General features: G+C 28.0%; 15 protein-coding genes. 5 read left to right on the top strand and 10 right to left on the bottom strand.

The features are described from left to right. Positions 1-33: 33 nt before the first annotated feature. The 9 genes from ACTG46_RS02960 to ACTG46_RS02920 all read right to left on the bottom strand — a co-directional run bounded on the left by ACTG46_RS02960 (position 34) and on the right by ACTG46_RS02920 (position 7,603). Entirely contained in the window at positions 34-1,737 is a 1,704-nt protein-coding gene (locus tag ACTG46_RS02960; RefSeq protein WP_167639723.1) for a HAMP domain-containing methyl-accepting chemotaxis protein, read from the bottom strand. Between the two features lie 41 nt (positions 1,738-1,778). Next, positions 1,779-2,738, bottom strand: a complete 960-nt coding sequence (locus ACTG46_RS02955) for a GGDEF domain-containing response regulator (protein WP_479923575.1) — start codon at positions 2,736-2,738, stop codon at positions 1,779-1,781. 135 nt (positions 2,739-2,873) lie between these two features. Then, complete coding sequence (locus ACTG46_RS02950) at positions 2,874-3,392, bottom strand: chemotaxis protein CheW (protein ID WP_479923574.1); 519 nt, start codon at positions 3,390-3,392, stop codon at positions 2,874-2,876. A 42-nt stretch (positions 3,393-3,434) separates the two neighbouring features. Next, positions 3,435-3,920, bottom strand: a complete 486-nt coding sequence (locus ACTG46_RS02945) for a chemotaxis protein CheD (protein WP_054269057.1) — start codon at positions 3,918-3,920, stop codon at positions 3,435-3,437. After that, positions 3,917-4,501 carry a chemotaxis protein CheC gene (locus ACTG46_RS02940; protein WP_227832620.1) on the bottom strand — a complete coding sequence of 195 codons (585 nt, stop codon included), beginning with the start codon at positions 4,499-4,501 and terminating at the stop codon, positions 3,917-3,919. The genes ACTG46_RS02945 and ACTG46_RS02940 overlap by 4 nt, the downstream gene beginning before the upstream one ends. A 98-nt stretch (positions 4,502-4,599) precedes the next feature. Then, positions 4,600-4,962 carry a response regulator gene (locus ACTG46_RS02935; protein ID WP_479923573.1) on the bottom strand — a complete coding sequence of 121 codons (363 nt, stop codon included), beginning with the start codon at positions 4,960-4,962 and terminating at the stop codon, positions 4,600-4,602. 728 nt (positions 4,963-5,690) lie between these two features. Beyond that, positions 5,691-5,852: a hypothetical protein gene (locus ACTG46_RS02930; RefSeq protein WP_479923572.1), complete on the bottom strand. Its 162-nt coding sequence runs from the start codon at positions 5,850-5,852 to the stop codon at positions 5,691-5,693. Positions 5,853-6,019: 167 nt separating this feature from the next. Then, positions 6,020-6,520 carry a GyrI-like domain-containing protein gene (locus ACTG46_RS02925; protein ID WP_479923571.1) on the bottom strand — a complete coding sequence of 167 codons (501 nt, stop codon included), beginning with the start codon at positions 6,518-6,520 and terminating at the stop codon, positions 6,020-6,022. A gap of 171 nt (positions 6,521-6,691) precedes the next feature. Beyond that, positions 6,692-7,603 (bottom strand): helix-turn-helix transcriptional regulator, encoded by a 912-nt coding sequence (locus tag ACTG46_RS02920; RefSeq protein ID WP_479923570.1) that lies wholly within the window; start codon positions 7,601-7,603, stop codon positions 6,692-6,694. Between the two features lie 428 nt (positions 7,604-8,031). Here ACTG46_RS02920 and ACTG46_RS02915 point away from each other — a divergent pair, with 428 nt between their 5' ends. The 5 genes from ACTG46_RS02915 (at position 8,032) to ACTG46_RS02895 (ending at position 12,843) form a co-directional block, all read left to right on the top strand. Beyond that, a complete protein-coding gene (locus ACTG46_RS02915; protein WP_054275822.1) occupies positions 8,032-8,883 on the top strand; it encodes a DUF3100 domain-containing protein in 852 nt (283 codons plus the stop codon). Positions 8,884-8,886: 3 nt separating this feature from the next. Beyond that, the gene (locus ACTG46_RS02910; protein WP_479923569.1) at positions 8,887-9,357 is read left to right on the top strand and encodes a hypothetical protein; all 471 of its coding nucleotides are present in this window, start codon (positions 8,887-8,889) and stop codon (positions 9,355-9,357) included. A 12-nt stretch (positions 9,358-9,369) separates the two neighbouring features. Then, entirely contained in the window at positions 9,370-10,680 is a 1,311-nt protein-coding gene (locus ACTG46_RS02905) for a M20 family metallopeptidase (RefSeq protein WP_054269049.1), read from the top strand. Between the two features lie 327 nt (positions 10,681-11,007). Beyond that, on the top strand, positions 11,008-11,871 hold the full coding sequence (locus tag ACTG46_RS02900; RefSeq protein ID WP_479923568.1) for a MerR family transcriptional regulator: 864 nt from the start codon (positions 11,008-11,010) through the stop codon (positions 11,869-11,871). Between the two features lie 225 nt (positions 11,872-12,096). Further along, positions 12,097-12,843, top strand: coding sequence for an MBL fold metallo-hydrolase (locus ACTG46_RS02895; protein WP_479923567.1), 747 nt, complete (start codon positions 12,097-12,099; stop codon positions 12,841-12,843). 86 nt (positions 12,844-12,929) lie between these two features. On the opposite strand, the gene ACTG46_RS02890 is transcribed toward ACTG46_RS02895, so the two are convergent. Further along, a complete protein-coding gene (locus ACTG46_RS02890; RefSeq protein ID WP_479923566.1) occupies positions 12,930-13,991 on the bottom strand; it encodes a GGDEF domain-containing protein in 1,062 nt (353 codons plus the stop codon). Between the last annotated feature and the right edge of the window lie 406 nt (positions 13,992-14,397).

Genomic DNA, 14,397 nt, shown 5'->3' with positions numbered 1-14,397 from the left:
TATAATTTTACACTATCTATAACATCTTATAATTTAAATCCATGATGATTCTTTTATCTCATTTTCCTTTAGATGAAATTTTTCTACTAATTCTTTTAAAATTTGTGCTTGAGCTGACATCTCTTCTGAGGCTGCTGCACTTTCCTCTGCTGTTGCTGAGTTCATTTGGACTACTATAGAAATTTGCTCTATTCCAGATAAAATCTGTGTAATTGCTATTTCTTGGCTATGTACAGATGAAGAAATTCCATTAATATAATCAGTAGTTTTTTCTACACCATTCACCACTAAATCCAAAGCTTTTGCAGTCTCTTTGGCAATTTTAACACCATTTTCTACCGTCTTAATGGCCTCTTCTATAAGAATTGCAGTATTTTGAGCTGCTTTTGCACTTTTACCAGCTAAAGACCTAACCTCATCTGCTACAACTGCGAATCCTCTACCATATTGACCTGCTCTTGCTGCTTCAACAGCTGCATTTAATGCAAGAATATTAGTTTGAAAAGCTATCTCATCTATTGTTTTGATTATTTTTGATATTTCACTGGATTTTTCACTTATTTCACCCATTGAAGTCATCATATCATCCATACATCTGCTTCCAAAACTAACTTGTTGTGCTGATTGGTCAGACACCTCACATGCAAGACTAGCACTATCTGCACACTTCTTAATTCCATCTGATATTTCATTAATTGTAGAAGCTAATTCTTCCACTGAACTGGCTTGTTCTGTAGCCCCTTGTGAAAGAGCTTGAGCACCTGCTGCTACTTGTTCTGATGCACTTGCAACTTGTTCTGCCGATAAATTTATTTCAGAAAAATCACTATTAAAAGAGTTTATTATACTTTCTAATGATGTTTTGATTGATTCAAAATCTCCTATAAATTCTTGGTCTATCTCTACTCTTAAATCTCCTTTTGCAATACTAGTTAATGTACTATCTATAAGGTCTATATAATTTAAAAGCATACTTTGCATCTTTTTAACAGAACCAACCAACATCCCTATTTCAGATTTACTTTCTTCAACATCTATACTTGTTCTTAAGTCTCCAGATGCAATTCTTGAAAAGTGTTTTTCTACCTTATTAATAGGAATTACTATTTTTAATTTTATTACTGTATATTCTATTATTGTCAGTATTATTAGTAGAGAAAGTATAAATATTGTTCTCAATATTAGGCTTTGTAATTCTTTTTTAACTTCTATAATTTCAGCATTTGAACGATTAGCTATATTCTCTTGAAATTCATTTATTAAAGAATCCATTCTTTCTTGAGAGTTTATATATTCACTGCCAAAAATTATACTCTGTGCCAAGCTCTTATCATTATTTTCAACTGCTTTTATAGCACTTTGTTCTGTTGGCACCAAAGAATCGGATATTTCTTTTGCTTCTAAGATTTTATTTGATTCACTTTTTGTAAGACCAATTCTTTCTAATTTATTTAAAGCTGACTCTCTTGTTTTTCCATACAACTCTTTTTCATAAGTATCTTTATCCTTTTTATCGCCTGTAAAGACATATCTTCTTAATACATCACTTACTTCTCTTGTTGTATCTTTTATATACTGGCTTTGAGTTCTCAAATTATTCATATCATTAATGCTTTTTTCCACTTTCTCAAATGCTTTATAAGATGAAATTGAAGAAAAAATCCCTGCTAGAACAGCCATTACTATAATAATCAGCAATACAATTGCTAATTTAGAAAGCTTTACTTCTCTTTTCATACCTCTACTCCTTTATAAAGTAAGTTTATTAAGATATTAATTTATATCCTTTTTAATCCTTTCATTGTACTTACTACGCTACAATCTTTTCCTAAGTTTTTGCCCTCATACATCGCTTTATCTGCTAAGGATATGTTTTCTTCTAATGATATATTTGAGTTTACTTCTACTACTCCTAATGTAATAGTGCATCTTATTTTGTTTTCTTTATAGTTAAACTCAAAGTCTTTTATTTCTTTGCGAATTCTTTCTGAAAGAATTCTAGCACCTTCCATTGAAGTATTTGTAAGCATTATCAAAAACTCTTCTCCACCCCATCTTGATACAGTATCAACCTGTCTACAATTCTTTTTTATTATACTTGATATTACTGTCAATACAAAATCACCTGCTTCGTGACCATAAGTATCATTAATAACTTTGAAATCATCAATATCGCCTAGAATAAGAGATATTGTCGCCTCATTATACTTATTAATTCTTCTTTGTTCCATAAGTTGATTAATTATATGCCTTCTATTGTAAAGACCTGTAAGATAATCTCTCACAACGAGTCTATTCAATTTTTCAAGAGAAGACTCCAGCTCATTATTTATCTTTTTTAATTTATCTTGAGATTTCTTTACTTCAAGATGAGCCATAATACGTGCTTTTAATTCTGTCATACTAAAAGGCTTCACCATATAATCTATTGCACCTACACCAAATCCCTTTACTATATCCGTATCTGCATTTTTTGAAGTTATAAATATTATAGGTATATCTGCTGTGCGAAAATTAGATTTTACTTCCTTACAAAAATCAAATCCAGAGTTGTCTGGTAAAATTATATCAAGTAAAATAATATCTGGTATACATTCTTCAATAAACTCTTTTGCTTCTATTGCATTAAATGCTTTTTTCACCTTAAAATTATCTTTTGTAAGTGTTTTATCTATTAAATCACACATTAGGACACTATCATCAACGACTAAAATTGTTCCTTGTTGCTTATTTTCCATATACGAACCTCTCTTAAACATAATATATTAAAATTTTAGTAATTTAAAATTCTTATACTTAATAATTATACCACTACATCCCCAAATGTTCCCATTACAATCTCTTTATAATAACATTCTAATTATATCCCTGTGCTACATGATAGTGCAATTATATTTATTAACTACTTCATCTATTAAAATTTCTTCTTTATCTGTCAAAAGTTTCTCTAAATCTAGTAATGTAATTATTTTACTCTCTATTTCTCCAATACCACTTACAAAATAGTCTGAATACTCAAAAGTAACTCTTGGTGGTGGAGAAATTTGACTTTCTTCTAAGCTTATTATCTCATCAACTTTATCAACTATAAATCCTACTGATAAATCCTTTACTTCGACTACTACTATATACGTGCAGTTAGCAACTATTAAATCATCTTTTTTAAGTCTCAAACGCATATCTATTATTGGAATAATTTTACCTCTTAAATTTATTATACCTTTAGAATATGTTGGGAGTTCTGGAATAAATATAATTTCTTGATTTCCAACAATTTCTACAACCTTTTCAATCTCAACACCGAAGTCTTGTTCATCTACTTTAAATTTTAGATATTTAATTCCCTCATCAGCTAGCCTATAATCTAAATATGGGTCATCTGGAAATCTCATTTAATTCCTCCCCTCTAAAATCTACTCTCTATAAAATCTAAATTATATTTTCTTTTTACCTTTATTTATTGAATCTACAATCAATTCGCCTGTTTCAGTGCAAAAACGTATTGTTCGTCCATAATTCATACCTGTGTCTTCTGCTACTATTGGAATATGTAACCCTAAGAGTGTTTTTTTTACTGCTTCAACATTTCTATGCCCTATGCTTGCAATCGACGAATTGCTGTTTCCTAAAAACATTTGAGCTCCACCAGCAATTTTTGCTTTTATATACATTCTATTTGCACCTATATGTTCCATAGATTTAATAAGCTCATTTATTCCTGTGTCTGCAAATTTGTATTTATTTTCAATGTTAATAGCATCTTTACTATATGGCAACATAACATGTAACATTCCACCAATTCCTGCTATTTTATCTATCAGACATACTCCTACACAAGAACCAAGTGCATATGTAACCAAAACATTTGGTTTACAGGCTATCTTCATATCTGCAATGTTTACTACTATCTCTCTATTCATACTTTTAATCCCAATCTCACCAATATTTCTTTAAGTGAGCTCATTTCTGGAATCATCAATATGTGACTAGTAAAATAATTATCACTCATTTTGAACTTATTTTCTATAAATAAAATTTGGTCACCAACATCTGAAAATCTTATCATAGGTACATTTAGGACAGCTCCAACCATATCAATACACATATCTGGAACTGAAATACTTATGGTCATATCTAACATAGATGCCATAGCATTTACATATGAACTTGCCATAATATTTCCTATTTCTTTAATTGCTGAAATTTCAATACCTTCAATCTCATCTAAAACTGACTCTTCTTTATTAAAAAGAGAATTTAACATAAGTTGGGTGATTGATTCATCCAACAAAAACATAAACATTCCATTAATATCGCCTTTCATATCTAGTAAAATGCATACTACTTTATTTTCTGGACCACCAAGCAAATTTGTTGCTTCATTATATTCAAGTATATTTACCATTGGTATTAATACTTCTATATTACTATTTATCATGGATGCAAGTGCAGTGATTGCATTCCCAGAGCCTATATTACCAATTTCTCTAAGAGCATCTATATGAGCATCATCAAGTTCTAAATAATTTATAATATAAACCCCTCCCTTTAATTATTTCATTTATGTACCTTTCACTATATCAATGTGTATTTACATTTTTACTTTAAAGCATTTTGCACAACTTTGATTAATGTCTCTGTTTTAAAGGGCTTCACTATAAAGTCTAATGCTCCTAGTTTTATAGCTTCTACAATCATATTTTCTTGTCCTATTGCAGAACACATCACCACCTTAGCATTTGAATCTAGCTTTTTTACTTCTTTCAACACCTCTAAACCATCTTTTTTTGGCATTGTAATGTCAAGTAACATCAAATCAGGCTTTTCATCTTTAAATATATTACAAGCTTCTTCTCCATCATTTGCTTCTACTAAATTTCCATAGCCACTTTTACTCAGAGCTTCTTTAATCATCATTCTCATAAAAATAGCATCATCTACTATCAAAATTTTATTTTCCATAAAACTAACTCCTCCATATGTACAACAATAAATGCTTTTATTTCAAATATTGTCTATACTATCTGACTATTTTTCGCTACATAATAAATACATTTCATTGATAAATAAAAGTAATTATTTATGCCATATTATATTCAACTATATTAACACAATTTGTCAATTAAAAAACTTATATATATATTGTAATATATGTTTGGCATTTTGACGAGTTAATAAAAATATAATTGTACAAAACATAAAAAGTTGTCAGAAGTAATCAAATAAAGATAGAATAACCTTATGTTTTTTTATATTCATATAAAATTTTTTTTTCAGATTCATTAAAATTATTTTTGTAGATTTATTTTTATAATCTGCTAAAGTTGTAATCTATAAAAACTGAAAAGCACTTCTCATGCTACTTAAAATATTAAATTACAGGTTTATTTGCTTCTTTACTATATAATTTCTAACTTGCTTAACATCCAAGAAATGGTTATTTAATTACTTAATTGTATTTCTATATATGTATTATCGATAAAATTGGGTTTAGCTTTATACATTATTTTTCTATAATTTTTTTAATTGTTTATTCATAAATTCAAAAATGTTATTATAGTCTGTACTTACAATTTTTTTCTTTTTAACATTGAAAGTTACAATTTAAATCATGATATTTACAAGTGTTTATTTACAATTTTCCTAACATCATTAGCAACGATTCAAATCAATACTGATATTTTTAAGTACTAAAAAAGCAGTAAATCTTTTATAGATTTACTGCTTATAGTTATTAACAATAAAACTGACTGTAATAAACATATTGATTTTTCAACATATTTATTACAATCAGCAACTTTCAATAAAATATCATGCAAACATCCTAATTTACTCCATGTATCTTTATTCATATAAAGGCACATTCAAACATAGGAAAATCCCCCTTTATAGTTCATGTATGAAAACTATAAAATTTTCAAACATTCTATTGCCTTGCCTCTAATATTTACCAATTTATAATACCCCTCCATCTGACATATGTCAATAAAAAATTACATATACTCAATATAATGCAAATCTAGTTTATTCCTATGTAAATATGAATTTCATGTTTATCAGAATCATAGGTATTACCTTGGTATTCTTCAAAATCACTTATATAATTTCTATCAAAACTCATTTGCCAAAATTCAGCCCAGAAATCTCCTATCGCTTTGTGAATATCTCCTACTACAATAAATTTTGCATACTTACCTGCTGGTATAACTTTACTTATAACAATTTCTTCCACAGTATTATTAGTATTTAATTCATCTAAATTGATATCTTTATCAGCATCACTGTTTACTTCACAACACGCAACAAAGTTATATGGATTTGTAAAATCGCCTTGATAATCTGTATATAAGCCTATTGTCTTTTCATTCTTTTTACCTTTTATAGAATTATATATACCTTTTCCCATAAATCGCTTCCATGACTCACCTATATCTTTTACTGCTTGTCCATCTTGGTTTGTAGTTTCTTTTGATATTCCTACAACTATTTTCTCACTTATATTTACTATTTCATAATCCATACTTTATACCTCACTTTGTTTTTATTAATCTATTTTAATATTAAATTTATTTAATTAAATTATAACTTATAATATACGACACCTTTATGTCATATTTTTAATATAATTAGACTTAGTGAAATATTTTGTAATTACTGAATTTTAAATGGCTCTTTTAATCAAAGTATTATATTATAATGAGTAAATTTTAGATAACTCTTTCAATCTAATTATTACATTATCTCTAACCTCTTTAGGTTCAAGTATTTCAACACTATCTCCAAAAGATAAAATATAACCATAAATCCACTCACCAATAGGAAATTCAGCGATTACATCATATGTATTATCTTTGTTTTTAGTTATTAAATCTTTATTAAAATCATCAAACACTCTAAAAAGCATCTTCTCTTTAAATCTCAATTTCAGGGTTACAGTATTTTCCTTCATCACCTTAGAATCATCAAAACATACATCTTCTATTATCTTTCTTGAAAACACTTCTTCTTTCACAACTAAGTTTTTTATTCTACTAATTCTAAATATCCTAAAATCGTCCTTTAATCTACAAAATCCATATAAATACCAAGTCTTACTCTTATACATAAGTTTCATAGGTTCGACAGTTCTATTTGTTTGACTTGACATGCTATTTACATAATTAAAATTTATGGCATTACGCCTTAAAATAGCTTCTTTTATTTTTGTAAATTTGTCATCTTCATTAAAATTACTTCCCCATTCAGTAAAATCTATTTCAATCCAATTTGCAAAGTTCTGCTCTCCAAATATTGAACCAATTTTATTTACTACTGAATTTATTTCTGGATACTTTGTTGCTTGTAAGGTTTTGAGCGCCACTATCAAACTCTCTTTATCTTCATTTGATAATATGGTCTTATCTATAGAATATTCTTCTATTAAAGATATCCCGCCCCCCTTACCTTTTGTCATATATACTGGTACTCCTGACATAGATAGAGTTTCTATATCTCTATATATAGTTCTTGTAGAAACTTCAAATCTCTCTGCTAACTCTTTGGCAGTTACCAGTTTCTTATTTAAAAGTATTACTATTATTTCTGTTAATCTATTGATTTTCATCTACTACCACCTACTAGAATCATTATTATTTAATCTAAGTTAGTTGTACTAACTTTTAATAGTTAATTTAAGTCTTATATTTATTCAAATCTTAAAATACTTTTATTCATTTTAAAATTTCAATTTACTCTTTCTTAGTTTTATATTATTTATTTTAAAGCTTTTTATCTATTATTCCTACAATATTTAAATAATTTTTTAGGAATGAATAATATTACAATATATTGAAAAATATGTAATATTTTACATTTTTTTCGTTGACAATGTTAAATTTTTGTTTTATCCTTATTTAAGGACATGTTAATGACATTTCTGAAACTTATTTAAAATGGTCTTTTTTATAATATACAGGAAAACGTATTATATCTAAGAAAACGTATTTTTTATTTTAAATAAGTAAAATACTTATTCTTTTTGGGGAGGAAATCATGGAAAGTAATAAAAAACATTTTATTCAAGTATTTTTAACTTGCTTAATATTAGTAGTAATATGTGAATTTATAGGGCAAAGAACTATAGCTATTGGAAAAGCTTCTATAGTACTATTTCCTATGCTCTACGCAGTTATAATTGGACTTATAATAACACCAGATTTATTAGGGAAAAAAATTAAAGCACTTAAAAAAGTCATTGGAGAAAAAGAAATAAATATTGCTGGAGAAGTTGTTGGAATTGCACTAGTAATGCTTGGTATAAAGTATGGTACTACAGTTGGTCCAAACATTGATAAGATAATTCAAGCTGGACCAGCATTCATAGCTCAAGAATTTGGTCATATACTTGCACCAATCGTTGCATTACCTCTTGCATTAATGTTTGGTATGAAAAGAGAAGCTGTTGGAGCTACTGCAAGTATCAGCCGTGAACCTTCTTTAGGAGTTATATCTGAGAAATATGGAATAAATTCTCCAGAAGGTAGTGGTGTACTTGGCACATATTTAATGGGTACAGTTCTTGGTACTATATACTTTAGTGTACTAGGTTCGGTCTCTATTTATAGTGGTCTTCATCCATATGCTTTGGGAATGGCTTGTGGTGTTGGTAGTGGAAGTATGATGACTGCCGCTGCTGGTTCATTATCTACTATGGTTCCACCTGAAATGGCAGATACAATACTTGCCTATGCAGCAACAAGCAATATGATGTCTAGTATAACAGGAATTATATTCTTAGTTTTTGTATCCTTACCATTTACTAATTTTATGTATAAAATTTTAGAACCTAAATTTTCTAGAAATAAAAAAACTAAAGAAATTGAAACAACAGAAGGAGAGTGCTAATAAATGTTTGCTAATTTAAATTTGAAGAAAAGTTCATTTCAATTATTGGTTATGTCTGTCATTGGAGTTATAATTCTTATAGGACAAAGAATTAGCGTGGGTACATCTATAGTTACAGCTCTTCCTGGAATGGTTATGTTAATATTAGCTGCTATGGCTGCTATGATTGTAAAGGATTTATTTCCTAAATCGATATTTCCAGCTTTTGGATTTGCAACTATAATAGGTCTTTTACTTAGTATGCCATATAGCCCAACATCTGAAGTATTCTTAACAAATACTAATAATATTAACTTTATGGCTATAACTACTCCACTACTAGCTTTTGCAGGAATTTCTGTTGGAAATAAAATAGAATCTTTAAAAGAGATGTCATGGAAAATAGTTATAATATCACTTATTGTTTTCACAACTATATTCTTTGCATGTGCGAGTATAGCTCATATAGTTTTAAATATTCAAGGTAAAATATAGGAGGAATTTATTATGAATAAAGAACAATTAAAATCTCTAGTAATAAAAACTATAGATGAAAATAGAGAAAAAATATTAAAAATAGGTCAAGGAATATATAAAAATCCAGAGTATGGATATAAAGAATTTAAAACTACAGAAGCTGTTTCAAACTTCTTTGAACAAGAATTAAACTTATCTGTAGAAAAAAATATAGCCGTAACAGGATGTAAGGCAGATGCAAATACTAATAAAAAAGGCCCTCATATATCTATACTTGGAGAATTGGATGGCATATCATGTAAAGAACATAAAGATGCTAATGAAATAGGTGCTTCTCATACTTGTGGACACAATATTCAAATAGCTGGAATGTTAGGTGCAGCTGTTGGTCTAGTAAAAAGTGGTGTTTTAGAACATCTAGATGGTAAAGTATCTTTTATGGCTACTCCAGCTGAAGAATTTATTGAGTTAGAATATAGAGAACAATTAAAAAAAGAAGGAAAAATAACTTACTTTGGTGGAAAACAAGAGTTAATAAAAAGAGGTTATTTTGATGATATAGACATATCTATGATGTTTCACTCTTCTGACTTAGGGGAAGATAAAGCTTTAGTAGGTCCTGAGAGTAATGGATTTGTTGGAAAAAAAGTTAAATTTATAGGTAAAGAATCTCATGCTGGTTCTGCTCCACATGATGGTATAAATGCTTTAAATGCAGCAATGCTTGCTATAAACAACGTAAACGCACTTAGAGAGACGTTTAAAGAATCTGAAAGAGTTAGATTCCACCCTATCATCACAAAAGGTGGAGATATAGTAAATGTTGTTCCTGCTGATGTCCATATGGAATCATATGTAAGAGCTAGAACTATAAACGGTATGATTGATGCTAATTCAAGGATAAATAAAGCCTTAATGGCTGGTGGAATGGCAGTTGGAGCTGAGGTCGAAATAACTGAAATCCCTGGCTACTTACCAATATTACGATACAAAAATCTTGATAATTTATTTAAAAATAATCTTGAAGATTTAGGTCTAGAGGGAAAAGTTGTTGATGGTGGAGACTTTACAGGTTCTTTTGATTTTGGTGATGTATCTCATATAATGCCTACTCTTCATCCTATGATTGGCGGTGTAAAAGGTGCTCTTCATACAAGAGATTTTGAAATAGTTGATGAAGATTTGGCTTACATAATCCCTGCAAAAGCAATGGCACTTACAGTTGTAGACCTTCTTTTTGATAATGCTAAAGATGCTAAAAACATATTAGATGCATTTACTCCAGTTATGACTAAAGAAGAATATCTAACATTTTTAGAAAAACACGATAAAACTTTATAAGTATATTTTTATAGTACGAAAGATGGTATATGCCTTAAAAGCTATACCATCTTTTCTTACATTTCTCTTTATTTTAGAATACCTTATCACCAATATTTTGCTTTTACAATACAGTACATATCATAAATCACAACCAAAATAAAACATATTATTCTTAGTAAAATCCCTAATATTATTTAGAAAAAATATAACAAAGAGATTGACCCTCACGTATAGTGATAGTATACAGTAGTAGTTAGGGATAGAGTTAATAAGTAAATACTATTTCTTGCAAATATAATATTAACTAGGTCTCAATTACCAGAGTATGAAAGAAGGTGAATTAAAATGATGACAGTAAAACAGGTTTCTTCTATAACTGGTATTAGTGTACGTACTCTTCAGTTTTATGACGAAATTGATTTATTTAAACCCACAGAAATAACGAGTGCTGGATATAGATTATATGATGAAAAAGCATTAGAAGTTTTACAACAAATTCTATTTTTTAAAGAACTTGATTTTACATTAAAAGAAATTAAAATAATCATGGAAAATCCTAAATTTGATATGATTACTACATTTGAGAATCAACGAGAACTAATTCAAATAAAAAGGGATAGATTAAATGCTCTATTAGAGTTACTTGATAAACTTATAAAAGGAGAAAAATGTATGAATTTTAAAGATTTTAATATGGATGAATATTTTCGTATATTAACTGAGTTCAAAGAAACTCATACTGATGGAATTATCAAGCAATTTGGAAGTGTTGAAAACTTTGATGAAATGATTTCAGAAATGAAGTCTAATGAAAACAAAATAGCTGATATGGCAACTAAACAGTATGGAAGTATCGAAAAATACACAAAAGCTATGGAAAGTAATCTTCAAAATTTTATATCTAATGGCTCTACTATTGACCAAGCAGAAGTATTTAACCTTATAAAAAAAAGTGATGATATTACAAAAAAACTTACAGAGAATCTAAGTAAAGATGTTACATCTTTGGATATTCAAGAATTAGTTGGAGAACTAATTTCCTTTACTAATAAAATTAATAATGGTATTGATATGGGAGATAACTATTGGTCTATTACGTCTGAAAATTATATATCAAATCCTACATTTATTGAAATTAATGATAAGAAATATGGAGATGGGGCATCAAAATTTATTGGGCTTGCCCTAAAAGCATATCTTGAAAAGTAACAACTTTACACTATAGTTATTATTTCATCTTATAGGTTGCTAATCCTATGAAGAATTAGTGCTAGTCCCACAAAACTCACAAAAAAGTAGCATCTGTAGATAATATAAATATTTACTGGTGCTACTCACTTTAAAACTTTTAAGACTCTGTTGAAGTATAAATATAAGTATGATATATTCTTTCTAACTATACAAATTTCTATTTTAATTTAAGGTGGTGAAAAAATGTTTAATGCAGGAAACCTAATTGTAAATAATTGGTTATACCCTATTCAAGACGGTTTTGTCTTGATTGATACTGGATATGAAAATGGTTTTAAACATTTCAAAAAACAAATATTCAAATCCGACATAAAAATTAAAGACATTAGATACATATTTCTAACTCATGCCCATGATGACCATGCAGGTTTTATAAATCAGATTTTAGAAGAATCTCCTAATACAAAAATTGTCATGCATGATAAAGCTTTAAAAGCTCTATATAAAGGACAAAACTCTTTTATTGGTGGATGCACAAGTCGTACCGCTTTTATCTTTTGTCAAATTATGAAACTGTTTGGAAAAGGTGGACATTGTTTTCCTACACTAAAGCAAGAGTTTGAAAAAAGATGTATTCTTATCTCTGACAATAATCTAAAAGAAATTGAAAAAGAATTAAATGGAAAAATCATAGAAACACCAGGACATACTTCTGATTCAATTTCCCTACTACTTAATAATGGTACTTTATTTTGTGGAGATTCTGCAATGAATGGCTTCCCAAGTATTCATAAAATCACCATATTTGCAGAAAATAAAATGGAATTTGCTCAATCTTGGGAAACAATTATAAATACAAAACCCAAGATGATTTATCCTGGACATGGAAAACCATTTGAATGTAGCAAATTAGAACAGAATCTGCACTATATACATAAGATAACTTTATATCCTCTACACAATTCAAATGATATCCATAGATTTTTATAGAAATCACAAAACAAATTCCTTTAAAACTGATTTATTATTTTTTAAATATTCTCCACACTTTGAATAGAATTTAGTAGAACATCTAACTAATTTATACGATAGCATCCTTTTCCAGCTTCCTTTGCTGAATAAAGGGCTTCGTCTGCTTTACTATACAACTCTTCAAAATTGATAATATTTTCATCACAAATAGAGCATCCTAAACTGATATGAAATACATAGTTATCCCTTGATAAATCTTCCATATCATTTAATACTTCAAATAATTTTTCAAATCGTATCCTACACTTCTCTTCATCAGTTAATTCTACAGAATAGATAGCAAACTCATCACCACCTAATCTTAATGCAATACTATCATAAAACACATTTCTTATATTTTCAGATACAGCTTTTAGATAATAATCTCCTACTATATGACCATAAGAATCATTAATATACTTAAAATCATCTATATCAATAAGAATAAAAGCACCATATTTTTGTTTAGACATGAGTTTTTCAATCATCTCGACTCCAGAACCTCGATTATATATACCTGTCAATAAATCAATTTCCGATTTTTCTCGATACTTAATATAGTTTTCTACACTTTCAATACGGTCATTTAAAATAAAGAAATTAACACCAACAGATAAAAAATAAAATGTAACTAAATCGACTAGGTCTGCCATAAACATATCTATATCCTTTGCTATAAAACAACAGATACCATAAACTATAGAAATTATTGTTATATAAAGAATGATTCTCCAAGGTTTATCTAATATGAATAGAGGAAGTACACATATGAATACCATGATTGTAATTGAAGGTTCTGTTTTATCTAAAAAAGTTCCCATTAAAATACCCATTATCATAACTGGCGTTAATACTCCATAAAAAATACATGTTATATATTTAGTGTGTTCTTTTAAATAAAATTTACAAAGGATATGAAGAATGAGAAAATATCCAAATATAAGAAAAAATTCTGTATTAAAAGTAACTACTTCTGATAAAGTCAATCCAAATATAAGAACCATAGTTGAAATAGTAAGCCCTACTAGTGATAGGCCATTCAAACTATGGTAATTTCTAATTCTAATTTCAGACTGATACAAATCCATCTTCTTTGCTCTAAAATTTCTTAATAGTGTCTCTAGCATCATATCCTCCTTATGCATCACCTATACTTGCTTATGAATCATTTAATACTTCTATAGTACAAATACAATACTCTTATAAATGAAATCTTCTATTTCTGATTAATTTAAAAAGTGATTTAACTACAGTATTTTTTATAGTTTAAAGGATTTTTCTAAGAATTTATAATTATAAATGGTTTATATTACCATTAGACTTTCTATAAAAAGATGCTAATATTAACATATATTTTAGATAAATCTACAAATATCTTAATTTTAATTTAATATTCCTTTACTTATTACTCGGATATATTATATCATTTCAATATATAAAAGTCATTAAAAAGCACCACTCTAGAAAGATATACATACAGCTCTAAAAATTTATATTATTAATTTACATAAATTATCGGTATGGATAATTTTT

The sequence above is a fragment of the Clostridioides sp. LIBA-7678 genome, from assembly GCF_056716065.1.
The sequence above is the reverse complement of the archived record's forward strand: the minus strand, read 5'-3'. Positions and strand labels throughout refer to the sequence as shown.

What these genes read in the sequence shown, in the direction of transcription:
- ACTG46_RS02960 (WP_167639723.1), bottom strand. Translation starts at nt 1,737, where the DNA reads ATGAAAAGAGAAGTAAAGCTTTCTAAATTAGCAATTGTATTGCTGATT.
- ACTG46_RS02955 (WP_479923575.1), bottom strand. Translation starts at nt 2,738, where the DNA reads ATGGAAAATAAGCAACAAGGAACAATTTTAGTCGTTGATGATAGTGTC.
- ACTG46_RS02950 (WP_479923574.1), bottom strand. Translation starts at nt 3,392, where the DNA reads ATGAGATTTCCAGATGACCCATATTTAGATTATAGGCTAGCTGATGAG.
- ACTG46_RS02945 (WP_054269057.1), bottom strand. Translation starts at nt 3,920, where the DNA reads ATGAATAGAGAGATAGTAGTAAACATTGCAGATATGAAGATAGCCTGT.
- ACTG46_RS02935 (WP_479923573.1), bottom strand. Translation starts at nt 4,962, where the DNA reads ATGGAAAATAAAATTTTGATAGTAGATGATGCTATTTTTATGAGAATG.
- ACTG46_RS02930 (WP_479923572.1), bottom strand. Translation starts at nt 5,852, where the DNA reads ATGAATAAAGATACATGGAGTAAATTAGGATGTTTGCATGATATTTTA.
- ACTG46_RS02925 (WP_479923571.1), bottom strand. Translation starts at nt 6,520, where the DNA reads ATGGATTATGAAATAGTAAATATAAGTGAGAAAATAGTTGTAGGAATA.
- ACTG46_RS02920 (WP_479923570.1), bottom strand. Translation starts at nt 7,603, where the DNA reads ATGAAAATCAATAGATTAACAGAAATAATAGTAATACTTTTAAATAAG.
- ACTG46_RS02915 (WP_054275822.1), top strand. Translation starts at nt 8,032, where the DNA reads ATGGAAAGTAATAAAAAACATTTTATTCAAGTATTTTTAACTTGCTTA.
- ACTG46_RS02910 (WP_479923569.1), top strand. Translation starts at nt 8,887, where the DNA reads ATGTTTGCTAATTTAAATTTGAAGAAAAGTTCATTTCAATTATTGGTT.
- ACTG46_RS02905 (WP_054269049.1), top strand. Translation starts at nt 9,370, where the DNA reads ATGAATAAAGAACAATTAAAATCTCTAGTAATAAAAACTATAGATGAA.
- ACTG46_RS02900 (WP_479923568.1), top strand. Translation starts at nt 11,008, where the DNA reads ATGATGACAGTAAAACAGGTTTCTTCTATAACTGGTATTAGTGTACGT.
- ACTG46_RS02895 (WP_479923567.1), top strand. Translation starts at nt 12,097, where the DNA reads ATGTTTAATGCAGGAAACCTAATTGTAAATAATTGGTTATACCCTATT.
- ACTG46_RS02890 (WP_479923566.1), bottom strand. Translation starts at nt 13,991, where the DNA reads ATGCTAGAGACACTATTAAGAAATTTTAGAGCAAAGAAGATGGATTTG.